General features: G+C 42.0%; 20 protein-coding genes. 7 read left to right on the forward strand and 13 right to left on the reverse strand.

Features of this window, described 5'->3' with window-relative positions:
* The first annotated feature begins 23 nt into the window (after positions 1-23).
* On the forward strand, positions 24-785 hold the full coding sequence (gene lgt / locus ABS301_RS13255) for a prolipoprotein diacylglyceryl transferase (protein WP_349672656.1): 762 nt from the start codon (positions 24-26) through the stop codon (positions 783-785).
* A 26-nt stretch (positions 786-811) separates the two neighbouring features.
* Here the strand turns inward: lgt and ABS301_RS13260 are convergent, their stop codons facing one another.
* The 4 genes from ABS301_RS13260 to ABS301_RS13275 all read right to left on the reverse strand — a co-directional run bounded on the left by ABS301_RS13260 (position 812) and on the right by ABS301_RS13275 (position 5,378).
* The gene (locus tag ABS301_RS13260) at positions 812-1,810 is read right to left on the reverse strand and encodes a LacI family DNA-binding transcriptional regulator (RefSeq protein WP_349672657.1); all 999 of its coding nucleotides are present in this window, start codon (positions 1,808-1,810) and stop codon (positions 812-814) included.
* 149 nt (positions 1,811-1,959) lie between these two features.
* Positions 1,960-3,270 (reverse strand): Nramp family divalent metal transporter, encoded by a 1,311-nt coding sequence (locus ABS301_RS13265; RefSeq protein WP_349672658.1) that lies wholly within the window; start codon positions 3,268-3,270, stop codon positions 1,960-1,962.
* A gap of 30 nt (positions 3,271-3,300) precedes the next feature.
* The gene (locus ABS301_RS13270; protein ID WP_349672659.1) at positions 3,301-4,251 is read right to left on the reverse strand and encodes a dihydrodipicolinate synthase family protein; all 951 of its coding nucleotides are present in this window, start codon (positions 4,249-4,251) and stop codon (positions 3,301-3,303) included.
* A 215-nt stretch (positions 4,252-4,466) separates the two neighbouring features.
* Positions 4,467-5,378 (reverse strand): LysR family transcriptional regulator, encoded by a 912-nt coding sequence (locus tag ABS301_RS13275; RefSeq protein WP_349672660.1) that lies wholly within the window; start codon positions 5,376-5,378, stop codon positions 4,467-4,469.
* 120 nt (positions 5,379-5,498) lie between these two features.
* Between ABS301_RS13275 and ABS301_RS13280 the strand changes: the two genes are divergently transcribed.
* From ABS301_RS13280 to ABS301_RS13295, 4 genes are all read left to right on the forward strand, one after another.
* Positions 5,499-6,023, forward strand: a complete 525-nt coding sequence (locus tag ABS301_RS13280; protein WP_349672661.1) for a hypothetical protein — start codon at positions 5,499-5,501, stop codon at positions 6,021-6,023.
* Complete coding sequence (locus ABS301_RS13285; protein ID WP_349672662.1) at positions 6,020-6,580, forward strand: chromate transporter; 561 nt, start codon at positions 6,020-6,022, stop codon at positions 6,578-6,580. Before ABS301_RS13280 ends, ABS301_RS13285 begins: the two co-directional genes overlap by 4 nt.
* A gap of 2 nt (positions 6,581-6,582) precedes the next feature.
* Positions 6,583-7,155 (forward strand): chromate transporter, encoded by a 573-nt coding sequence (locus ABS301_RS13290; protein ID WP_349672663.1) that lies wholly within the window; start codon positions 6,583-6,585, stop codon positions 7,153-7,155.
* Positions 7,156-7,485: 330 nt separating this feature from the next.
* Positions 7,486-9,705, forward strand: coding sequence for a methyl-accepting chemotaxis protein (locus ABS301_RS13295; RefSeq protein ID WP_349672664.1), 2,220 nt, complete (start codon positions 7,486-7,488; stop codon positions 9,703-9,705).
* A gap of 58 nt (positions 9,706-9,763) precedes the next feature.
* Here ABS301_RS13295 and ABS301_RS13300 read toward each other — a convergent pair whose 3' ends face one another.
* From ABS301_RS13300 to ABS301_RS13310, 3 genes are all read right to left on the reverse strand, one after another.
* On the reverse strand, positions 9,764-10,900 hold the full coding sequence (locus ABS301_RS13300; protein ID WP_349672665.1) for a glycerate kinase family protein: 1,137 nt from the start codon (positions 10,898-10,900) through the stop codon (positions 9,764-9,766).
* A gap of 34 nt (positions 10,901-10,934) precedes the next feature.
* Complete coding sequence (locus tag ABS301_RS13305) at positions 10,935-12,326, reverse strand: GntP family permease (RefSeq protein ID WP_349672666.1); 1,392 nt, start codon at positions 12,324-12,326, stop codon at positions 10,935-10,937.
* Positions 12,327-12,457: 131 nt separating this feature from the next.
* Positions 12,458-13,582, reverse strand: coding sequence for a CdaR family transcriptional regulator (locus tag ABS301_RS13310; protein ID WP_349672667.1), 1,125 nt, complete (start codon positions 13,580-13,582; stop codon positions 12,458-12,460).
* 175 nt (positions 13,583-13,757) lie between these two features.
* On the opposite strand from ABS301_RS13310, the gene ABS301_RS13315 reads away from it, so the two are divergent.
* On the forward strand, positions 13,758-14,147 hold the full coding sequence (locus ABS301_RS13315; protein ID WP_349672668.1) for a DUF6483 family protein: 390 nt from the start codon (positions 13,758-13,760) through the stop codon (positions 14,145-14,147).
* 70 nt (positions 14,148-14,217) lie between these two features.
* Here the strand turns inward: ABS301_RS13315 and ABS301_RS13320 are convergent, their stop codons facing one another.
* The 3 genes from ABS301_RS13320 to ABS301_RS13330 all read right to left on the reverse strand — a co-directional run bounded on the left by ABS301_RS13320 (position 14,218) and on the right by ABS301_RS13330 (position 17,511).
* Positions 14,218-14,421, reverse strand: coding sequence for a DUF1858 domain-containing protein (locus tag ABS301_RS13320; RefSeq protein ID WP_349672669.1), 204 nt, complete (start codon positions 14,419-14,421; stop codon positions 14,218-14,220).
* Positions 14,422-16,839, reverse strand: coding sequence for an endopeptidase La (lon, locus tag ABS301_RS13325; RefSeq protein ID WP_349672670.1), 2,418 nt, complete (start codon positions 16,837-16,839; stop codon positions 14,422-14,424). It abuts the gene before it with no gap.
* 108 nt (positions 16,840-16,947) lie between these two features.
* Entirely contained in the window at positions 16,948-17,511 is a 564-nt protein-coding gene (locus ABS301_RS13330; RefSeq protein WP_277407145.1) for a TetR/AcrR family transcriptional regulator, read from the reverse strand.
* 144 nt (positions 17,512-17,655) lie between these two features.
* On the opposite strand from ABS301_RS13330, the gene ABS301_RS13335 reads away from it, so the two are divergent.
* Entirely contained in the window at positions 17,656-17,823 is a 168-nt protein-coding gene (locus ABS301_RS13335) for a DUF6132 family protein (protein ID WP_349672671.1), read from the forward strand.
* 71 nt (positions 17,824-17,894) lie between these two features.
* On the opposite strand, the gene ABS301_RS13340 is transcribed toward ABS301_RS13335, so the two are convergent.
* Genes ABS301_RS13340 through ABS301_RS13350 form a run of 3 tightly spaced genes read right to left on the reverse strand, consistent with a single transcriptional unit; the run spans position 17,895 to position 22,965 of the window.
* The gene (locus ABS301_RS13340; RefSeq protein WP_349672672.1) at positions 17,895-19,556 is read right to left on the reverse strand and encodes a glycoside hydrolase family 43 protein; all 1,662 of its coding nucleotides are present in this window, start codon (positions 19,554-19,556) and stop codon (positions 17,895-17,897) included.
* Complete coding sequence (locus tag ABS301_RS13345; protein ID WP_349672673.1) at positions 19,553-21,580, reverse strand: beta-galactosidase; 2,028 nt, start codon at positions 21,578-21,580, stop codon at positions 19,553-19,555. Before ABS301_RS13345 ends, ABS301_RS13340 begins: the two co-directional genes overlap by 4 nt.
* A complete protein-coding gene (locus tag ABS301_RS13350; RefSeq protein ID WP_349672674.1) occupies positions 21,580-22,965 on the reverse strand; it encodes an MFS transporter in 1,386 nt (461 codons plus the stop codon). Before ABS301_RS13350 ends, ABS301_RS13345 begins: the two co-directional genes overlap by 1 nt.
* Positions 22,966-22,968 lie beyond the last annotated feature (3 nt).

Consider the following 22,968-nt stretch of genomic DNA (forward strand, 5'->3'; position numbering starts at 1 on the left):
AAGATAAAAGAAGGAAGATAACCATGTATAACGATTTATTCTCCATCGGGGGTTTTACGTTTCACGGATACGGTCTTATGATCGGCATTGGAATTGCCGCTGCCTACTTAACAGCAGAATACCGCGCCAAAAAGGCTGGGCTGGAACCGGATCACTTATTCTATCTGCTTATTCTGGGAGCCGGAGGCGGCCTTATCTGTGCCAAGCTTCTTTACTACGTTACTATATTTGATGAGATCAGAAGTAATCCCAGACTTTTACTTGATATCTCTACCGGATTTGTAGTGTATGGAGGAATCATCGGGGGTATTGGGGTCGGATTTGTTTACTGCCGTATAAAAAAAATAAGCCCAATCCGTTATCTGGATCTTGTAGTCCCGTCAATTGCACTGGCACAGGGGTTTGGAAGAATCGGATGTCTTCTTGCCGGATGCTGTTATGGGCGTCAGACCTCCGGACCTTTTTCCATTATCTTTCAGAGTTCTCAGTTTGCACCTAACGGAATCCCGCTGCTGCCGACTCAGATTGTATCCAGTGTCTTTGATTTTGCAAACTTTCTTGTACTGCTGGCACTGGCGCGGAAAAATCCTCCTGCCGGAAGAGTCAGTGCTTTTTATCTGATTTTTTACAGCCTGGGGAGATTTGCAATTGAATTTTACCGGGGTGATTTAATCAGGGGTTCTGTTGGAAGCTTATCAACCTCCCAGTTTATCTCCCTGTTTGTAGCTCTTGCAGGTTTTATCCTTTTGTGGAAATCCGGCAGAAATAAGAACCAACTGTCATAAACCTGATCATCAGCCTGTTTCAAGGTCTAAGTTGTTTCTCTCTCAATAAGAGAAGCTTCAAATACTTTATGAAACGGGCTGTTTTTTTTATCCGCCCCACCTTCGATGTCGGAAATAATCATCCTGGTAACCTCTTCCCCCATCTCTTTTGCAGGAACCTCCATGGAAGTCATTGCAGTTTCCAGCATCCCTCCGATGGAATGTCCCGTCAGGCTGATGACCTTCACCTCCTCCGGAACCTTTATCCCCCGCTCCTTTAAAGCTCTGATTGCCCCCAGCCCCTGCATATCCACGGCTACCATAATACCATCCAGTGCTGTGTCTTTCTCCATAAGCTCCAGAATTCCGCTATATCCATTTTTAAAATAATCTTTTTGGGGAAATGGGGAATCAGCCACATGTTCTGTTGATGACAGCTCCCGAATTGCTTTCCGGTAGCCCTTATACCGTTCTTTGTATGGGATAATTTCCATTGAACCATTAATAAAGCCAATATGACGGCAGCCCTTTCCATAAAGATATTTAACCCCCTGATAGCCGCAGGCATAATAATCCGCTACAACACTGCTTAATATGCTGTCCTGATTTCTTACTATCTGCATCACTGAAATACCACTGCTTTTTATATCCCTTAGCAGCCGCCCGTTCTGCCCGGTTGCCGCTATTAAGATTCCATCCACCAGTCCGTTCCGGAGCCTGTTTAAACACTCTTCTTCTGCATCCTGCCTGTCTTTTGTATTGCATATGATGATACTGTATCCCATTTTTCTTGCCTGGATTTCGATCCCCTGTACCATTTCCCCAAAGATGGAAAAATTGATTTCCGGTATAACAACACCAATGGTGTGCCGTTTTCCCTGTCTCAGCCCCTTGGCCAGCAGATTTGGCTTATAGCTAAGCTGCTCCACAGCGGCATATATTTTTTTCTTTGTCTCAGGATGGACATAAGAGGTATGATTGAGGGCTCTTGAAACAGTGCTGACATCTACATTGGCCAACCTTGCCACATCTTTTAATGTTGCCATGTTACCAGTCTCCTTTCACAATACAATAAATCGCTTTAAATCTTTTATACCACACAAAATTTTCCTGTCAACAAGATGTGATGGTTGATACAAATAAAAGTCTTCAGCGGCCGGACAGCCCTCCAAAGACTTTCATTTAAAACTGTTGATCAGGAGAATAATTTCATTATAGATTCAGCAAATTTGGGCAGAGCCGTACTAAGAGCTGAAATAGTCAGTACCAGACAGAATATGTAGCTGATTACCATGCAGATTCCTAATATTTTAGGCTGCTTCACACCTTTATTTACATCCTTATTCCAGATCAGCATACATACAAAGAAGCCAGATACCGGAGTTGCAACGGCTGTCATAATATTGGCAAAAAGAATCAGCTGGGTTGGCGACCCATTATAGGAAAAGCAAATTACAGCGGCGATTGCAAGAACAATCATAGAACCAATTTTAATACTTTTATGATCCAGATTGGTAGGCTTGTCAAAACCGGCGTTCAGCAAAACAACCGTGCGGTGAGTATTACCAAGAAGAGAAGAAAAAGCAGCTGCTAAAAGTGCAATTCCCATAACCACATAGGCTGTCTTCCCCAGCAGCGGCACCATCATTTCTCCTAATTCAGCAGGATTTTTAATTACTATTCCTGCCGGGTGAAGAACGATTGCGCCTACAAGCATGACTGCCCCACTGATTAAGATCACTCCTACAATATGTGTGATAGAATCAACCAGCATTGCACCGTTAAACAAATCTTCTTTCTCCCACTTCTTTTCTTTTCCAAGGTAAGTGCCGTAAACACCTGTGGTAACAGACGCATTGGTGCTGATAAATCCCAGGGCAGTCGCCAGACTTCCAGCTGGAAATGTCCAATGTGTGAGACCACTTCCCAACTCTCCAAAGGAAGGCCCCCCAGCCTTTACCAGCGTGGCATAATAAGCGAAAATCATACCAATAATACAGATTGTAATGCCTTTTTCCACCTTGGAATATACCCCCTTTGTCAGGTAGCAGAGTACAGTAATTGCAATCATAATGATTGCTCCTGATTTCCAGTCCATACCAAAAATCAGATTCATACCTGATCCTGACCCGGATATATTCCCCATTGTGAAAAACATACACGATAAAAATGAGGCAACTCCTACAAAAACTGCGGCTTTTCCTCCATAATAATGACGGATTGCATGGATAATCGGTTTACCAGTGAGCAGCGCAATCCGATAAGTAGTAAGTAAGAATGTGACCCCCATAAACAAAATGGGAATGAACAGCCAAAGCATTGCATAACCATATCTGGCTCCCAGCATGGCTGCAGTTGTAATGGCGCCCGGGCCGATAACAATTCCGGTAAGTACAAGTCCCGGACCGATTCTCTTCACTAACTCCAGAAACGGCAGAGTTTTTATAGCTGAGTTGTCAAAGGCTGCATCTAATGATACGGCAGCTGCACTTAGATTATTTTCCATGAACTGACCTCCACCTGACGTGCCAATTACTTAAAGAGTAATTTTGGATGTATAGCCGCTTCCTTTTAAGCCCTCTGATACCTGGGCCTTCTCCTCAGCCGTTAACGGGAGCACCGGCCGGCGCATCAGCGCTGAAGAAAAGATTCCTCTTTGATAAAGAGCCTCTTTCATACGGGCATGTGCTTCTCCTGACGGCTGTCCTCCGCCGTAAATCGCTCTGGAGATGGGGAAAATCTTATCATCATATTCATGAATCTTTTTAAAGTCTCCTGCTTTATAAGCTTTAAATGCTTCTGTAATCAGTTCCGGAATACATGCCGCAAAACCGATTAATGCACCATCCATACCAGGGAATGTAAGAGAAGACATCAGGCTTTCATCATGGCAGGTAATAAGAGAAACGTGGGGAGCTTCCCTGCGCAGAATCCGGACATCATTTTCATACAATGGTGTCACACGGGTTCCCATCTTAATCGCCTTTACATGATCGATTTCTTTACACATCTTAACCAGAGTATCTACCGGATAAAATGCCTTACTGATTGCGGGATATAAATGGATAATAATATCGATATCTGCGCCGTCTGCCACGTCTTTTATGTAGTTAAAAGGTGCATCCGGATGCATTCCAAAGCGAAGCCACATATGAGGAGGCATAAGCAGAATACCATCCGCGCCGGCTTCCTTTACCTCTTTTGCCATCTCAATGGACTCAACCGTATTTTCACAGTTGATTCCTGAAATGATCGTCAGTCTGTCGCCAACCTCATCTGCTACAATTTCAACCACTCTTTTTCGTTCTTTTCTGTTTAAACCCGTTACCTCTCCGGTATGCCCGTTGCAGACTAAACCTTCAATCTCATCAAAACCGGCAAGCCAGCTGACATATTTTCTGAGTTCAGCTTCATTAATGCTATAGTCATCATTCATAGGAACGCAGATTGCAGGGAATATGGTTTTCCATTTTTTTACTTTAGACATTTTTTTATCTCCTTTTTCATGAAAGAATGTAATGAATCTGATTTCACATGTATTGCGCCATACATATGAGAGATTTCTCAGCCCGGGTTGGATATAATATACAATTTTATTTTGATACAAACGTTTGTATATTGTGAATCAGATTATATCACCCGAAAATGTCATTGTAAATATAACCAAATGTTCCTGCAAATAGTTGCATAAATTAGTGTTTTTTATAGTCCGTTGTATTTGGGCATGGGGAAGTCCAGTTCGTAACACCTGCAAAGATCAATGAATTCATGAATCGTCCTGGTTAAAAGCTTGTCTTTGTGATGGACGATATAGAAGTACCGTTTAAATTCAGCTTCCTCTATTTCCAGCTGGTAAACCAGTCTTTTCTCCAATGGTCCGGATACCATACGCTTTGGCACAACGGCAATTCCAAGTCCATGAATGACTGCATTGACCAGTGCGGTTGTACTCATTCCTTCCCATACCGGCTTTACCGTAATACTTAATTTTTCCATCACTTCTTCAAACAGCTCTCTGGTCCCACTCCCATGTTCACGCAGAAGAAATTTCTGATCGCTTAACTCTTCCTTTTTCAGCACCTGTCCCTGGTAATAGGGGTGACGGCCCGGAGCAATGACTGCAAGGGAATCTTCCATATAAGGCTCTGCAAGCAGGGAGCTTTCATGAACCGGTCGCTCCACCAGTGCAAAATCCAGTTCATTGCTTAGAAGCTTCTGCTCCAGCTGATGGGAAGTTCCGATAAACACCTGCACTTCCGCTTCCGGATACATTGCTGAAAATTTTTCCACATAGCTTGGCATGAACTGGGAACCAATGGTGATACTTGCTCCGACCCGCAGCACCCCGATGGTATCCCAGTTTCTGATCCCCTTCTCCATATCATCTAGGAGCGCGAATATACGCTGGGCATATTCCAGAAACTGTCTGCCTGCCTCAGTCAGATAAAGCCTTCTGGATATACGGTCAAATAACACAATTCCATAATATTTTTCAAGTTCCTGTATGGCTACAGAAACCGATGGCTGAGTCATATATAGTTTTTTCGCTGCTCTGGTTATACTGTTATTGCATTCACACACAGTAAGAAATATACGCAAATGGCGTATGGACATTGGGATACCTCCTGTTATTATAGCTAATATCATATGTTTTTGATAAAATTATACTATTTTAATTATAAACCATCAAGTGCTATACTTGTAAAGGAATAAACAACCTGAAAGGAAACTTCTATGAAATACTTAATCAAAGCGGGAAAACTTTATATGCTTGATAATGAAAGACCATCCACAAAGCTTGCCTGCTTAAAAATGCCCTATTATCCCACAAAGAAGACCATTCTTTCCCCTGACGGCAGAATTAAATTATATGCAGATCTAAAGACCTGCGAGGGCGGCGAACACAGCCAGGAACAAATTTACATCCTTTCTGATACTCTTAATCAGACCATTTTATCCGGAAGTCCTGTATTCCCGGAAAATCTGTCTTTACTAAATGGCCATCCAGTAAATCAGATCAAGTTCAACATGGACCATAAAGTATACGATTTATTTATGAGAAGCAGCCAGGAATACTGTATTATGGACGAGGACAGCTGGGTGACTGCAAGGCTTGTACACAGTATAAAGGGGGGTGGCTGGAATGTGGAGTCAGATCCGGTTTTTTCTCCTTTTATTGTAATGGGACTCTTTATTTTTTGCAGATATTTAGACAGAGAAAATGAATTTGTATCGGAAACAGGAGACTTACACAGATGAATAAAAAAATATTAAGCAATATATTCTTATCAACACTTTATTTAAGCTCCTTTACCTTTGGCGGCGGCTATGTAATTGTCACCTTGCTGAAGAAGAAATTTGTAGATGAGCTTCACTGGATTGATCAGCAGGAAATGCTTGATCTGGTAGCCATCGCCCAGTCCTCACCAGGAGCCATTGCTGTTAACGGAGCTATCGTTGTGGGATATAAACTTGCCAGATTACCTGGCGTTATTTGCGCCGTATTAGGTGCTGTGATTCCACCCTTTATTATTCTCTCTGTCATCTCATTTTTTTACACCGCCTTTAAAGAAAATTCCATCATCCAGGCAATGCTAAACGGTATGACAGCAGGCGTTGGTGCTGTGATTCTTTCCGTTGTTTATGACATGGGAGGTGACGTGGTAAAGGGAAAAGATCCCCTTTTGATTATTCTGATGGCAGCTTCCTTTATTGCTGCTTACTTTTATCATATAAATGTAATTTTTATCATCTTAGCTGCAGCACTGACCGGCATCGGTAAGACTATCATTAGAAAACTTAGAAACGAGGCATAATTATGATCTATTTAAAATTGTTCTGGGCATTTTTTCAGATCGGAGCGTTCAGCTTCGGGGGTGGTTACGCCGCCATGCCATTAATTAAACAACAGATTATCACTACTTATCACTGGCTCACCATAAACGATTTTACCGATTTAATTACCATCTCGCAAATGACACCTGGACCTATTGCCATAAATTCTGCAACCTTTGTAGGAAATCAGATTGCCGGAATACCCGGCGCTTTTTTTGCGACTTTGGGCTGCGTTCTTCCTTCCTGCCTGTTTGTCACCTTCTTATCCTGGGCATATAACCGCTATAAAAATTTAAGCATTCTGCAGGATATATTAGAAAGCCTGCGTCCTGCCGTTGTATCTATGATCGCAGTGGCTGGAATTGATATTTTATTTCCTGCTGTATTTCCCTCTGGTTCCCTCTCTTTTTTACCTGGTCAGATTAAACTTCGTCCAGTGCTCTATTTTGCTGCTGCCGTATATCTACTCCGAAAGAAAAAGAAAGACCCTATCCTGGTTATGGTTCTTTGCGGTGTTGCCGAAGTAGCCGCACAGTTGATCATGCCTGATATATAAAGTTGTTCATCCGTGTTACAACCGATTAAATCATGATAATTACCGTTCCAATTATCTTATTCTCCTCATTATTAATAATCATAGTAATCTTTTTTATGAAATTTCTATTAACAAATTGTCACTTTGTGTCGAATAACAGTTGATGGTGAAGAAAAATGAAACTAATGACAGGAAAGGAGGTCATTTTTTTAATATATAAAAATTCAGCTGCATGATATGCAGTTTATTTTTTATACGGTAACTGGTAAATTTTTCCATGTAAGCAAACTATATTACCGGTGCACAGGAGGGAAGTTTTTTACTATTTTTTTAATTTGAGGGAGCATTAAGATGAAGAACAAGAAAAAAATTAATTTCAATGATATGAAGCTTGCAATGAAAACATCCATTGCTACAGGTGTCATACTGATTATGAGTTTGACCGTGCTTATTACCATCTCTTCCATACTTGCAAGCAGTTCAATATCCAAAGCAATCAATGGTGAGTTTACAGGAATTGCAGCTCAGAACGGTCTCATGGTTCAGTCTATTATTAATGATGCGTCTGGCACTGCCAAAGATTTACAGGATTACTTAAATCGGGTGTATAACGGTGGGGAAGCCACCAGTGACTGGAAAAACATCAACAGGAAAAGCAAAATATACAATGCCCAGCTAAAAGAAATCAATTATGAGGTAGAGAATTACATTACAAATTCAGCCTGGGCAGCGCTTAATAATACCGATTCCTTATATGGCGTCGGCGCCTTTTTCGAGCCTGGACAATTTGACCCGGCAGTCAAAGATTACTCTGTCTATGTTGACCGTGACAATGCCAAAAATAACACTGCCCAATCTCTCGGGGCCTACAGCGAATACTCCAATCAGGATTATTACCGGGTAGCAAGAGAAACAAAAGCGCCTTATCTGACTGATCCTTTTAATTATAAAGGAACCATGATGAGTACCATTGCATATCCAATTATGAACGGAGACAATGTAATTGGTGTTATCCTGGCTGATATTAACGTATCTAATTTTTCCAGAATCAAAACCACCGATGCCAAATATCCTTCCATGTATGTGGATATATATACGGAAGGAAATATGATTGCTTTTGACAGTAAATCAAGTGACAACATAGGTAAAAAACTGGAAGACTTAATTCCTCCGTCAGAATATGCCAGGATTGTAAAAATGCAGGAAAACAAGAAAGAATTCCACATTGATACAAAAAAGGCTGACGGTTCTCTGGAAACCAGACATTACTATCCCATCACCTGCGGATCCCAGACCTGGTGGGCTTCAAGCAGTCTTGACAAAAGCGATTTGAATAAGGATGTGGTAAAAAGCGTTATTGTCATGATTGTACTGGCTGTTTTATCCCTTATTTTTATTAATTCAGTTATCATTGTATTTTTGCGCAAAACATTAAAACCCATTGATGGAGTTGTGGCAGCAGCAAAGAACATTGCCGCTGGAAACTTAAATGTTGAGATTCAGGTCAAAAGTAATGATGAAATTGGCCAGTTATCAAAAACATTCGTGGACATGGGTCAAAATTTAAAATTGATTATTCAGGATATCAATTATCTGCTTGGGGAAATGAGCCAGGGTAACTTCAAAGTTCAATCGGAGTGCCAGGATCAATATACCGGAGATTACCGCTATATTTATGAAGCCATGCATAACATCCGCTTAAATTTAAGCAGCACCCTTCTGGAAATTGACGAGGCATCTGAGCAGGTATCCACAGGAGCTTCCCAGGTAGCTGACGCTTCCCAGGCCTTAAGCCAGGGAGCCACAGAGCAGGCCTCTTCCATAGAAGAATTGTCCGCAACAATCACGGAAATTTCAGAACGTGTAAAACAAAATGCGTCCAATGCCGCTGAGGCAAATACCCTTTCTCAGGAAGCAGGTATGGGGATCATGGAAAGCAATCAGAAAATGAAAGAAATGACGGAAGCGATGAATGAGATTGCCAATACTTCCAACGAAATCAGTAAAATTATCAGAACCATTGATGATATTGCTTTCCAGACCAATATCCTTGCACTGAATGCAGCTGTAGAAGCAGCCAGAGCCGGATCTGCAGGCAAGGGATTTGCTGTTGTGGCTGACGAAGTGCGAAACCTGGCTGGTAAATCAGCAGAAGCAGCTAAAAATACTACTTCTCTCATTGAAAATGCCATATCTGCAATTGGAAGCGGAACAAAAATCGCTGACGAGACAGCAAATGCACTTCGCCTTGTGGTTCAGAAGTCTGAAATCTCCACCGGTAAAATCGCTGAAATTGCAGAAGCATCGAATGTACAGGCAGATGCCATTACGCAGATCACAACTGGAATTGACCAGATTTCCGCAGTTGTTCAGACGACCTCCGCTACTTCAGAAGAAAGTGCCGCTACTTCAGAAGAATTGTCTGCTCAGGCAGTGAACTTAAAATCTCTGGTTGGAAAATTCCAGCTGGTAAACAGCAAAGAACAACAGGAAGATGCGCCCCAACTAACAGAACGCAGTCATAGGCCTTCTACTGAGTTCTCTGAAACAAATACAGATTTAAAATATTAAATTCAATCAATTAAAGAAACGTACATGAACGGTTGATCCCAGTCATGTACGTTTTTCTTTACAATTCCATTCCAAGGGCAATAAGCCGGAACATACGAATTGCTCCCTGATAATATAAATCTTCTGCCCGGTTAAATGCCTCATTCAGATCCATAACCCCATTTACCGTAGTCATAATAGAACGGATTCCATGATCATAGATTTTCTCCGCCCCAGGGCCCATGGATCCGGTCAGTGCAACAGCAGGAATTCCTCTCCGTCTGCATCTCTGTCCAATCCCCTGCATCACCTTGCCAAAGCAGGACTGCCAGTCTGCCCGCCCCTCTCCTGTCACTACAAGGGATATGCCATTAAGTCGGGAGTCAAAATCAATTAAATCCAGAACCGTTTCAATACCGGATTTTAGTCGTCCTCCTAAAAATATGCAAAGTGCAGCGCCAAGCCCGCCTGCAGCACCTGAACCTGGAATTTCATCCGGATTAATTCCAAATTTCTGTATCATTATATTTCTGTAATTTATCATGCCTTTTTCAAGCTGGTCTAAAACAGGTGGAGTCCCCCCTTTCTGCTTCCCAAAGGTATAGGCAGCTCCATCAGGACCGCACAGTGGGTTGTTTACATCACACATAACAGTAAGCTTCACCTGGTTAAGCCTGGAATCCAGACCGGAAGTATCAACTTTAGATACCCTGATTAAATCCTCACCCGTTCCATTTAGTTCCTCTCCGCTCACATCCAGGAACCGGACACCCAGCGCTCTCATACACCCCATCCCGCCATCATTTGTTGCTGATCCTCCTATGGCAATGGAGATGTCTGTAAACCCTCTTTTTAACGCATCTTTTATCATTTCACCTGTTCCAAAACTGGTGGTGGTTCTGGGATCTCTCTGACTTTCTGGTATCAGGGTCAGACCGGAGGCTGCCGCCATCTCGATAATGGCCCGGTTCTCATCCAGGCTGCCATAATAGGTGTGAACTGTCTCTAAAAGAGGACCATGTACAGTCACCGGCACCCTTTCTCCCCTGACAGCAGAGATTACCGCGTCTGCAGTCCCTTCTCCTCCGTCGGCAACCGGAATCCCTTCCCACTGGCAAAGTCCAAATACTTCATTAGCAGCCTTACCTAACAGATCAATGGTCTGTGCGCTGGTAAGCGTTCCTTTCAAAGAATCGGATGCAAATAATAGTTTCATATCAGGCCTCTCCTTTCCCCCTTTTGTCTGATTCCTAATGAAGAATCAATGACAGAATAAAGATTTCCAGTATTCCTGCTATACCAAGTATCAGAGTTGCCATAGTCTGAGTCTTATATCCCTTTTCCGGTGTCATTGCTCCAAAGTTTGTCACAACCCAGAAATAGGAGTCGTTGGCATGAGAAACAGTCATTGCACCGGCACCGATTGCCATACATGCAAGAGCGACCCTGACTGGACTCTCCAGCCCCAGCATTGGGAGTAAAGGTGCCACAATCCCAGCCGTTGTGGTTAAGGATACTGTTGAAGATCCTTGTGCACTCTTTAAAATTGCTGCCAGAATAAATGGGAAGAAAATTCCCATGGTACTTAACACAGAGGCATGATCCTTAATGTAATTAACCATATCAGTGGATGAAATCACTTTACCTAAAACTCCGCCTGCAGCTGTGACAAAAAGAATTGGTCCCACTGTTTTTAACGTTTCATTGGTGATTTCATAAAAATCACTCATTTTCCCTGCACCTTTGAGCTGAATCACACTAAAAAGTGTACCGACTGCCAAAGCAATGATTGGTGTTCCCAAAAACTTAACCATATCTCCGCCAAGTCCAGTCATACCTGCCATGGATGCTGCGGAAGAAAGAGCCATCAGAAGAATAGGTACCATAATCGGGGCAAGAGCATTGACACCACTGGGAAGTTTTCCAAACTCTGCCACCAGTTCTTCATAGGTCTTTCCGATCTCTCCCATATCTGCCTCATCATCTGATTTTACCTTTTTGCCTATGTATCTGGCATAGAAGTAGCCTGCAATCAGAGGAAAAACAGAACACAAAGCGCCCATTCCCATTACAAGAAGCAGATTTTCACCAATTCCAAGGGTAGACGCTGCTGCAATGGGTCCTGGTGTTGGCGGAATAAATACATGGGAAATATATAATCCGGAAGAAAGCCCAACTGTCATTGCCACGGAGGATTCTGCCGTCCTGTTAACCAGTGCTTTTCTGATGGGATTTAAAATTACAAACCCCGAATCACAGAAAACTGGAATAGATACCACCCAGCCCATCATTTCAATTGCCAGTACAGGATTGTTTTTTCCTACCAGCTTAATTACCATATCTGCAAGTTTCAGTGCAGCCCCTGTTTTTTCCAGAACGGTTCCAATTAAAGCACCCAGTATAATTACAATACCGATGCTTGAAAAAGTGCCGGAAAAACCTGCTCCGATTACAGATGCCAGTCCGCTTACTTTTGTTCCATCTCCCAATGTTTTGTCTGCCAGCGGTATTCCTGCTACAAGGCCTAACAGCAAAGAGATGGTCATAATTGCGATAAACGGATGAATTTTAAATTTGGAAATAGCCATAATCATCAGAATAATCGCCAGGATAAATACAAAGATTAACGGTAAACCTGTCATAAAATGACCCCCTTCTTAAATGAAATTAATCATGCAGCTAACTTCTTATGCCAATAGTATCATCATCATAAATCCAAAACCACTGCTGTGAATCTCAATATCACGTCAATTTTTGTATTATCAATACAAAACTAATGTTCTTTTGTTAAAAAAGAATAAAAATTCTCCATAAAAAAACGGTCTTTTGCTGCTTCAATGGGGTTTATATTAAAGTAATCTTTGATCTTGCCATAGCGGTATAAAAGCGTATTTTTATGAACAAAGAGCTCTTTTGAAGCTGTCACCAGATTATAATTGGTTTTTATCAGCGCACCTGCAATCTCAATAAATGATTGTTTCAAATCTTCATTCATTTCCTTTTCATAAGTCTGAAACATCCACTGAAGTTCATTAAAGGGAACAACGGAACGTATATAATTACCCGTAAAATCATAAAAAAATGCAGCCGTCGTATTCACTGCTTTTTCCTCCAGCCATACGCAGTGTCTGTAAGCGTAGTAATACTGAGTGAAGTTTTCCTGAAAGGAACCAATATAAAATCTGCATTGCTTCTCCTGCTGACGCAGCCACTTTAATACGGTACTGAGATAATCCCCAATCAGATATTTATAATCAGCAAACAGCTTGGTGTTATCTGTTTTCATGGTTTTAAATATCAGTAGATGCGTATCATTTAAAACTGCACTGATATCCTCTCTCCCATGACGGGGACCATGTTTTAACATGTCCAGTATTAATTCAGCTTTTACCTCTTCTGTTTTGCATAAGATGGGAATCCGGACTATGTTTTCAGAGTAATTAAGCTGATGGGCCATACTTCGCAGTTCTCCCGGATCGGGATGTTCCACATGAATCAGCAGATTGGTAAAGTGTTCTTTTTTATCTCTTCTCCGCCGGATTTCCTCCTGCTGTTTTTCATATTTTAACATCGCCTCAATTGCCATTTTGGTAATCAAAGCTATCGGCTTTATTTCAGCTGGCTCTCCGGTTATCCCAACCACACCCTCCCGCCTTCCATCGATGTTGATTACCATGTTAATTCCGGGTCTTACACCGGGATAATCTTCCTCTCCCGATGTGACCACCATGTCTTCTTTCCCTGTCACAATATAATAAGCGACCTCATGAAACGTCCCCACCCGGCTCTCATCCCGGCTTGCAATAATAATCCCCTGATCATTCATGATATTGATATTATACTGGGTATACTGGGTTACCTGTTCAATAAATTTCCTTGCCAGATCTGTTTCAATCATACCTTACCTCCTGACCTTCTCTGCTCCATGCCAATAACAGCTTAACACATTTTTCCATCTGTAACAATCATGGGTATATTCTTAAATTCTTTACTTTTTGATTCCGTTATGATACAGTAATTCTTGCCTGAAATTTATTAAAAATAGGAATTCAGAATCAGAATAGGAGAATATTATGCTGACAGATGATTACGCTACACGGATCAATAATGGAATGGTTAGTACACTGTTAAAACTGATTTTTAACATAGAGTTGGGGAAAAATGACGACAGGGCTTTTAAAAGCCGGGAAATGGAAGAGAAATTTGAAGAGCTGAAAAATCTGATTGAAGAAGGATCCATTAATGATGCCGAGAATACTCTTTTGGAAGAGCTGGATTCTGAGGATATGGAATATTTAAAACTGGCTTTGATGTTCTATTACACCTTAAATGACAAAGACGGGGACTTCTTAGATAAGAACGATTTTTCCAAATCTGAGATATCTGACGGACTGCGTTATGTATCGGGAATCTACGGATATGAGAGCATGGCGGAAGCAATGCTTGGTGACAGTGAGATCTGATTATAATGAAAAGTCCCCCATTCTGCCTATTACTTAGTGATGCAGAATGGGGGATTTTCTAAAATATCATTTACCGGGATATATGTCCGTTTAATTTTTCTACCAGTTCTTCAACTGGAACTCCGTGTACCATACAGGCCTCTTCCAGGCTTTCCATCGTTGAGGATGGACAGCCAAGACAATGCATTCCCATTTCAAAAAAGTATGGTGCTGTGGTACGGTCTGCGTCTAAAATTTCTCCAATTAATGTTTCCTTTGTCACTGTAAGATTCATTTAAATTACCTCTCTTCTCATATTGTTTTTCATAGGCTCGATGGTTTCAAACAACCGCCCTGCCCCTTCTTTTGGCATAAGTACCTGCTCCATCCGTGGCAACGCTATTCCTATGGTTTCTCTTATAACATCTTCTATGGTCTCCACCGCAATGATGGTAAGCCCTTCTTTTGTTTCTTCCGGCACATCCTTTAAATCAATCACATTATCCTGAGGAATCAGAACTTTCTTAATTCCTGCCCTCTGTGCCCCCAGAAGTTTTTCTTTCAGTCCGCCAATTGGTAATACGGCTCCTCTTAACGTAATCTCACCAGTCATTGCAAGTCTGGAATCAATCTTAGCGCCTGTGACTAAGGATGCCAGTGCGGTAAAGAGTGCAATTCCGGCGGAAGGGCCATCTTTTGGTACAGCACCTGATGGTACATGAATATGAAGATCTCTCTCCTTAAAATTAAAGGTATTAAGGGGCAGTCTGGATTTTAAAAGACTTAAGGAAATTCTGGCGGATTCCTTCATCACATCTCCCAGCTTTCCGGTTAATATGATGTTGCCGCTGCCCGGCATATCAGCCGCTTCAATAAATAAGATCTCTCCTCCTACCGGTGTCCAGGCCAGTCCGGTTACCACACCAGGCGGATTGTCAAGCTGGGCTTTCTCATGGCGGGAGACTTTTCTTCCAAGCAGGTCTTCCAAATCTGCAGGTTTCACTACAACTGGTATCTCGGTCTTTTTTGATACTATTTTTTCTGCGGCAGTTCTGGCAAGAGATGACAATTGCTTTTTCAGGCCTCTGACCCCGGCTTCCATGGTATAATCATTGATAACCGCTTTCAGCACTTCATCTGCAATCACAAGCTCGTTTACAGTTAATCCGTGTTCTTTTAATACTTCCGGAATCAGATGATCTTTTCCTATATGAAACTTTTCATCTGCCGTATAACTTGTGATGTTTATAACCTCCATTCTGTCAAGCAGAGGACCGGGAATGGTCTCTAATGAGTTTGCAGTAGCGATGAAAAATACATCGGACAAATCATAAGGAACATCCAGATAATGGTCCGTAAAGGTATTGTTCTGCTCCGGGTCAAGTACTTCAAGGAGTGCGCTGGCAGGATCTCCGCTGTATCCTCCTGACATCAGCTTATCCACTTCATCCAGTACCATAACCGGGTTTGTAGCGCCAGCCTTTTTCATGCTCTGAATGATTCTTCCAGGCATAGCTCCTACATAAGTTCTCCGGTGTCCTCTGATTTCAGATTCATCCCTGACGCCACCGAGACTTAACCGTGTATAAGGTCTGTCAAGAGCTTCGGCAATGCTTCTTCCAAGACTGGTCTTTCCTGTTCCCGGAGGCCCCACCAGTAAGAGGATGGAACCTTTCTTTTCTTTGTTCAGTTCCATAACCGCCAGATGCTGTATGATTCTTTCCTTTACTTTATCAAGACCGTAATGTCTTTCGTTAAGAATTTTTCTAGCTCCGTCTAAATCAACGGATTTTGCGGGCTGTTTTTTCCATGGCAGCTTTACCAGTAAATCCAGATAATTGCGCATTACCTTATAGTCGGGCTGGTTTTGTCCCTGCTCTTCCATCTTTTCATATTCTTCCAGAGCAGATTCCTTTATATCCTGGGGCATGCCAGCTTCTTCTATCTTTGAACGGTAGTCATTCTCTTTCTTTCCGTCCCCTTCTTTTCCTTCGTTTAATTCTTCCTGAATGGCTTTTAACTGTTCTCTTAACACTGCTTCCCGATAATTTTTATTCGCTCTTTCAGAAAACTTCTCCGTCACCTGCATCTGCAGTTCAATCATTTCCTTCTGCTTCAGCATATGATCCATGAAACGGAGGCTTCTTTCCTTTAAGGACTGAATTTCTAACAGCTGGTAGCGTTCCTCGGAAGAGATCTGTATAAACTGGGATAAATACATCATAAGTGCATTGATATCATGAAAACTGTTTACGATTCGCTGGTACTGTTCTCCACCTGTGAATTTACCACTGATCTCATTGCTGACTTTTTTAATATATCCCAGCATTTCCTTAAGGCTTGCCTCATCTAAATCTGCCAGATCCGGCTCTTCCACAAATGCAGCGTATAAAACACCTTTATCTTCACTGATCTGGTTCACCATGATTCTGCTGCCCAGTTCCACTGACAGGCGGATTCCCTTTTCTGTCTGTTCCACTGAGTTTATGGAAAAGGTAACACCAATCCGGTGAAAATCATCTTCCGTCTTATCTTCCGAGCCTGCGTTCTGTTTCAGCGGCAATGCAATCTTTACGATTTCCTCCTCTTCCAGACTCATGATCTGTCTTTCATTTAAATGTTCCAAATGTATTATTGTCGCGACACCAGGCAATAAAACTTTATTTAAAACCGGAACAATTATGCCGAGATTATTATCATTATAATTTTTCATAGTTTTATCCTTTCTGTGCGTATTTTAAGTGAATGTTCATTTAACAATCAGATTTTTAATGGCGAGATATCTCTTACTGTCTCAATAAAAGAATCCCGCTTATAAATGTTACATCATAATTGCGTCTTGTATCATGATAATCAGCTCTGTGAGCAAATCTTCTTTCTGAGCTTCATCTTTCCGGTTATCAACCGCAATGGCTTTCACCGGCTGGAAAATAATTGCCAGTAAATTATCTTCCCTGTAATCTCTTAAGATATGGTTCTGCTTCATCTCTGCCATCATATGATAAATTTTGCAGATGCCCTGTTTTCCAGAACAGCTGTTGGCCAAAGATGGACAGTTGGAAAACTGTTCCACAAAACTGAAAATTTCCTTATTCTCCAGAATGTAGTTATAATAGCTTCGGATCAGTAACTCAATCTGTCTGCGCCCTTCTAACTCCTGCTTCATGCTGTCTAATAAGTAGTCGTAAATCTCTTCTGAATATTCCAGGTAAATGTCATGCAGCATCACATCCTTATTCTCATAATAGATGTAAACCGTTGCCGGCGAAACCCCTGCCAATCTGGCTATTTTAGAGACAGAAGTGCCGTGAAAGCCCTCCTGCAGGATCAGCTTTATTACTGCTTCCTTGATATTCCTCACCTTTTCGTCGTCTTTTCTTCTCATTTCATCACCTCTATAGGTCTATAATAAATGATCATTCACTTATTGTCAATACTTTTTTTAACACATTCTTTCTTCTGTGATTTTATTACTGAAGTACAAGCCAATTAACTGTTATCATACATAAAAAGAAATGGAGGTAGAAACATGGCATGGTATAATATAATTGGCATAGCGGTCGGAGGGGTTGCCGGGATTCTATACAATAAAAAGGTGGGCTGCCCCAGCGGAGCGTGTCCAATCACTTCTAATCTGCATTTAACGATTCTCTATGGAGCTGCAATTGGATACTTAATAAGCAATTTTTTTAATTGAAATATATGAGAAAGAGCCAATTACCTGATCAGTATCTGATATCAGGTAATTGGCTGATTTTGTTCCCTGGCTTAGCGAGGTGTTTTATCCTCGTCTGCACAATATTCAAAAAAGTCAAAATCTGCATAGTGGCTGTGCTTTACTCTGTCTGCACAGGTAATGCCAACCATAGTACCGGTAAATTCCCCATACTTACAGTATTCATCAGAAAATCTGGTGGTGTCAAAGACCCGTCCGATCTTCTGATAATTCACTCCGTCATAACACCAGGAGAAATAAGACTGCCGGCCTTCAATTATAAGCCTCAGATAAATGGGATCATCACTTACCGGTATTCTGGTATTTAAAAATTCGGTCTTCTCTCCGTTCTCCAGATGGATAATGGAAAGTGCACTTTGTCCCAGAGTTTCACTGTAATATTTTCTTAAATTAATATAATTCATGTTGTCGTAATATAAGATCAGTCCGGCACTGTGCTGATGAACTTCCGGAACAAATTCCATCTTTGTAGTCACTGCTGCATAGACAGAGGTCAGCTTCCTCGCCAGAATGCTCACCTGATTTAAGGATGTCCGTGATTCCTGACCACGAATCCGCACATAGCCCGGACGGGCTTTTAAATCAGCAAAACGCTGGGGCATGATTCTGGGTGCATAATACTGCAGTCCCAGTTCTTCTTCATTGAAATCATCAAAATCAGGAATTTGCTTTACCGGCACTTCAGGCAGGTTACTTGCTTCAACCAGAATTTCCGCTAAATTACCCCCATTTGCCATACGCAGCCAATGATCATCTGTCCATATCATCTTCTGAATGGCTGTTTCTCTTCCAAGAGTGCAGCGCAGTTCTGGTACAAAAGGCCGGGCACATAAATGCACCAGATAGGTTTCCCCATTCTGGGTATCCACCACACTGCCATGGCCGGATTTCTGAAGAATGGAATCAGGATTATAATATCTTGGTTTTAAATGATCCGGATCGTGGCGCTCATTGGACTCACCCGGAACAGAGGTTACGATGGGATTCATCGGGTCCGCTGCATATGGTCCCCAGATTTTTTTTGATCTTCCCACGGTTACACAATGATTATAGCCAGTACCCCCTTCTGCACACATGATGTAATAATAGTCTCCCTGTTTGTATAAATGGGGAGCTTCAATGCAGCCCCGATCCGTTCCGCCGTTCCAGATACGTTTGGGATAACCGATAATTTCTTTTTTTTCGGGATCGTATTCCACCATACAGATTGCACCAGGCTTTTCATAGCCTTCCCTGGTCTCCCATTCCAGAGATACAATATACTTTTTGCCGTTATCATGAAGGATAGAGGCATCGAATCCGGAAGAATGAAGATATACTGGTTCACTCCAGGATCCCTTAATATCTTTTGCAGTAATCAGATAATTGTTTACATCAAAATATCTTGCGTTCATGGAATTCATGACTCCGTAGATCACATAAAACAGATCTTCCTCTTCACAGTAAGTAAGACATGGAGCCCAGATACCTTTTGCAGATGGAAGCTTTTTTAAATCAACTGTTTCATCGTCTGTCAGAACATGGGTGTACAATTCCCAGTTTTTTAAATCTTTTGAATGGTATATGGGGATTCCGGGAAACCATTCAAAGGTTGATACTGCCAGATAATAATCATCCCCTTTTCTGCAAATGCAGGGGTCAGGATTAAAACCCGGTAGAATGGGGTTTTTTATCATTTTATCCTGTCTGCTCATCCTTCTTCCTCCAAAATGACAGTATCCCAGTCTTTTAGGGGTATCCTGTCTCCTTTCTTATAACTCTTTCCGTCTAATATGTTTTTCACCCGGTCATATGGGCAGAAAACGGTGGTTTCTTCTTCTGAATAGTGAAGTACATAGTGTAATTTTTTATGATCCCGATTCACTCCGCTGCGAATGATCACGGGAAAGCATATATCCGGTATGGAATCAGAAAGACCTGCATCTTTTACAGCCATCTTTAATATTTCTTTTACAATATCCTTATCTGTATAACAGCCGATGTAATAGGTGCTGCCCTTTTCGTAATCTGCCTGGGTGATTCCCGCATACTTTCCCCAGTATTTATGTTCATAGGACGCCAGCACCCTGGCTCCGGCTGTATGAAGCAGTTCTGCAAAGTACTGAACCGGACGTCCTTTGATTTTCGCAGTACCCGGTTCCGTAAACTGGTTGTAGTAAATTTTAAAGCATTCATGAAGCAGATGAGGCTGTGTATCCGGATAAACGCTTAAATATTCATTGGATACAAAGGATTTAAAGGTGCTGACTAATACTCCTCCGTTGGAAACGAATTCTTTTAACTGCTTACATTTATCTTCTGTGATGCAGTACAGAGCAGGTGTCACAATCATCTGGTATTTAAAAGGATCCAGACCGTTCACATCCACTACATCACATTCCAGATTCAGCTCATAGAGACTGTCATACATCCATCTCACCACATCATTATAGCTTAAATCCCGGTCTATAGGGAACCACTCCAGTGCTTGCAGGGACTGATTGTCAACTACCAGCGCAATCTTATTGTCTTTTCTCAGATTCAAAAGACTATTTCCCTTCTTTTTCCACTGGTTTCCGATCTCACATGCCTCTTCGTATGGGGGATTGACTGACAGATCATGGCTTAAAAGCCCTTTCCAGTAGGTTTCATATCCATTGTGAATGGAATGCCAGTTCCAATACATAATTCCGTCTGCTCCGCTTGCCAGATGGCTGTAAGCATGAAGCTTTAACTGTCCGGGATAAGGCGTCCAGTACTTAAACGCCTGAGCCTGACATTCCAGTACCAGATAATTTCTTTCTTTTAAAGAGCGTATGGCGTCCCCGCCAAAAGCGATCTCCGCTCCGGTAAGCTGATCCTGGGTGTGATGATAGATATCAGTACCGGCAATTGTTACCGCAGCTGCTGCTTCATAATGATTAATGTCTGGCTGGACACCATAGGAATATCCATCCTGAGCAATATCCGCTCCGAATTTCTTCCACTGGAAATCAAAATTGTGGGTAATAAACTGATCTTCTCTTTTATATTCTTTTACTATTTCCGACTGCCATAAGAGAAATCCGGCTGCCAGACTTCTCTTAAAACGTTCAAATTCACAGGATAAACCAGCATTGATACAGCCATTCATATCGGGAAAATCATTCCAGTCATGGATGGAATTACTCCAATAGGCAAGACCGAAGGTTTCATTCAACCGGTCAGTTGTAACAAATTTCTGCTGCAGATGTTCCACAAACAGCGCTTGCACCAATTCTGATGAGGTACCATAATGCTTCGTTTCATTGTCAATCTGAAAGCCTGTAACGCATGGATGACCTGCGGTATGTTCAAGCAGTCTGCGAATCACCCGTTCTCCATAAAAGCGGTAGGCAGGATTCATAATATCCATAGCCTGTCTTCGCCCATAAACAGCCTGTCCCGCTTTCGTCTTTACCATTATGTTCTCATCTTTTTTTTCCAGCCAGCTTGGGATGGCATATGTGGGCGTACCGATAATTACCTCCATCCCCTTCTTTTCGGCAGCTTTAAGTACCCGGTCAATATAGCTGAAATCATAAATTCCATCGGAAGGTTCCAGAGTACTCCATGTGGATTCCGCAATCCGAACCACGTTCATCCCTGCCTCACACATCATGGATAAGTCTGTCTCCACCCTGTCATAAGGCATATATTCCGGGTAATATGCAGTTCCAAACAAAAGAGTTTTTCTTTGATATCCAGTATTATCTTTCATCAGTTCTCCAATCTGTGTTTTCCCGCTGATAAATCTGAAACTATTTTATCATATTTTTTATCAAGATCAAATAATAAGAGACAGACAACCCCGATTCCCATGGTAAGAGCCGGAATCCAGATAAACGCCCAGTCAATTGCTGCTAAGGATGCCCCGCTCTGCACTGCCTTGTCTGCATGGAATCCGCCTGCTGCCAGTACCCAGCCAAGTGCTGCTGTTCCAATACCGGAGCCAACTTTCATGCAGAAGGAAGATGCCGCATTTCCCATTCCAGCCGTACCGTATCCGTTATACCATTCCCCATATGTAATGGCAGCCTGCAAAAGCCCGAACATACACGCTCCCGATAATCCGAATCCGATTCCCTTGATTACTGACATGGCACTGATAAAGGTTATATTATAAGACATTCCTGTTAAAGCAAATCCCAGGGTTGCAACCGTAAGACCAGTAAGCATCAGCTGCTTCTTTGTAAATTTTTTCATTAGAAACGGTGTAATGAATAAGGTTATAATCTGGGACATGGACAGGAAGTTGGAAACAGGTGTAAAATAGTTGGCATCTCCCAGACGGTATTGTGCAAAATAAACCGCAGATCCAAAGAAACAGGACATCATAAAATACAGGGCGAAAATGGCAATCACAAGTAAAATCCAGTATTTATTCACTAATAATCCTTTTATGCCCTTAGCAAACGATATTTTCACTTCCTGATTTTTCTCTGATTCTTCATCTATTACCCGCTCTTTGCACACTGCAAATGTGAAAAGATTGATTACAATAAATATAATCATCAGTATGATCATGGTAATTGTCCAGCCCTTCTGGCTGTATTTATCCCCACTGCCAAAGTAACCGGTCATTTTTAAGACCACCGTATTAATGGTCATTGTACCAGCCGTTGCCAGAAGATTTCTGAAATTGCCCAGAAGTCCTCTCTCATACTGGTTGGTCGTCATCAGGCCGTGCATGGTTGCATATGGAATGTTGATTCCAGTATAAAATATGGTGGAAACAAGATTATAAGTCAGGAACATGTATACCAGCTGCGCCTTCCCCTCCATGCTCTGAGGCACGGTAAACATTAAAACTGTGCACACGGCCAGAGGCACACATAATCTGGCAAGCCAGGGACGAGCCTTTCCCCATTTGCTTTTTGTATGATCTACAATGTATCCCATCGCAAGATCCGAAACCCCGTCAAAAAATTTAGATATTGCAATAATCCCTGCAGCTGATGCTGCACTCGCCCCTACCACATTGGTATAATAAACCAGCAAGAATGCGCTGATTGCAGAATAAACCAGATTTCCGGCGTAATCTCCCATACCATATCCAAAACGCTCCACAAAAGAAAGTGTCCCGTTTGCTTTTGTCTGTTTCATATC

The sequence above is a fragment of the Lacrimispora sp. genome, from assembly GCF_031982545.1.
Classification (GTDB): Bacteria; Bacillota; Clostridia; order Lachnospirales; family Lachnospiraceae; genus Lacrimispora.

Coding starts and splice junctions, on each gene's coding strand:
- ABS301_RS13270 (WP_349672659.1), bottom strand. CDS start 4,251: ATGTCTAAAGTAAAAAAATGGAAAACCATATTCCCTGCAATCTGCGTT.
- ABS301_RS13310 (WP_349672667.1), bottom strand. CDS start 13,582: ATGATTGAAACAGATCTGGCAAGGAAATTTATTGAACAGGTAACCCAG.
- ABS301_RS13345 (WP_349672673.1), bottom strand. CDS start 21,580: ATGAAAGATAATACTGGATATCAAAGAAAAACTCTTTTGTTTGGAACT.
- ABS301_RS13275 (WP_349672660.1), bottom strand. CDS start 5,378: ATGTCCATACGCCATTTGCGTATATTTCTTACTGTGTGTGAATGCAAT.
- ABS301_RS13340 (WP_349672672.1), bottom strand. CDS start 19,556: ATGAGCAGACAGGATAAAATGATAAAAAACCCCATTCTACCGGGTTTT.
- ABS301_RS13305 (WP_349672666.1), bottom strand. CDS start 12,326: ATGACAGGTTTACCGTTAATCTTTGTATTTATCCTGGCGATTATTCTG.
- lgt (WP_349672656.1), top strand. CDS start 24: ATGTATAACGATTTATTCTCCATCGGGGGTTTTACGTTTCACGGATAC.
- ABS301_RS13330 (WP_277407145.1), bottom strand. CDS start 17,511: ATGAGAAGAAAAGACGACGAAAAGGTGAGGAATATCAAGGAAGCAGTA.
- ABS301_RS13295 (WP_349672664.1), top strand. CDS start 7,486: ATGAAGAACAAGAAAAAAATTAATTTCAATGATATGAAGCTTGCAATG.
- ABS301_RS13285 (WP_349672662.1), top strand. CDS start 6,020: ATGAATAAAAAAATATTAAGCAATATATTCTTATCAACACTTTATTTA.
- ABS301_RS13290 (WP_349672663.1), top strand. CDS start 6,583: ATGATCTATTTAAAATTGTTCTGGGCATTTTTTCAGATCGGAGCGTTC.
- ABS301_RS13320 (WP_349672669.1), bottom strand. CDS start 14,421: ATGAATCTTACAGTGACAAAGGAAACATTAATTGGAGAAATTTTAGAC.
- ABS301_RS13350 (WP_349672674.1), bottom strand. CDS start 22,965: ATGAAACAGACAAAAGCAAACGGGACACTTTCTTTTGTGGAGCGTTTT.
- lon (WP_349672670.1), bottom strand. CDS start 16,839: ATGAAAAATTATAATGATAATAATCTCGGCATAATTGTTCCGGTTTTA.
- ABS301_RS13265 (WP_349672658.1), bottom strand. CDS start 3,270: ATGGAAAATAATCTAAGTGCAGCTGCCGTATCATTAGATGCAGCCTTT.
- ABS301_RS13300 (WP_349672665.1), bottom strand. CDS start 10,900: ATGAAACTATTATTTGCATCCGATTCTTTGAAAGGAACGCTTACCAGC.
- ABS301_RS13315 (WP_349672668.1), top strand. CDS start 13,758: ATGCTGACAGATGATTACGCTACACGGATCAATAATGGAATGGTTAGT.
- ABS301_RS13280 (WP_349672661.1), top strand. CDS start 5,499: ATGAAATACTTAATCAAAGCGGGAAAACTTTATATGCTTGATAATGAA.
- ABS301_RS13335 (WP_349672671.1), top strand. CDS start 17,656: ATGGCATGGTATAATATAATTGGCATAGCGGTCGGAGGGGTTGCCGGG.
- ABS301_RS13260 (WP_349672657.1), bottom strand. CDS start 1,810: ATGGCAACATTAAAAGATGTGGCAAGGTTGGCCAATGTAGATGTCAGC.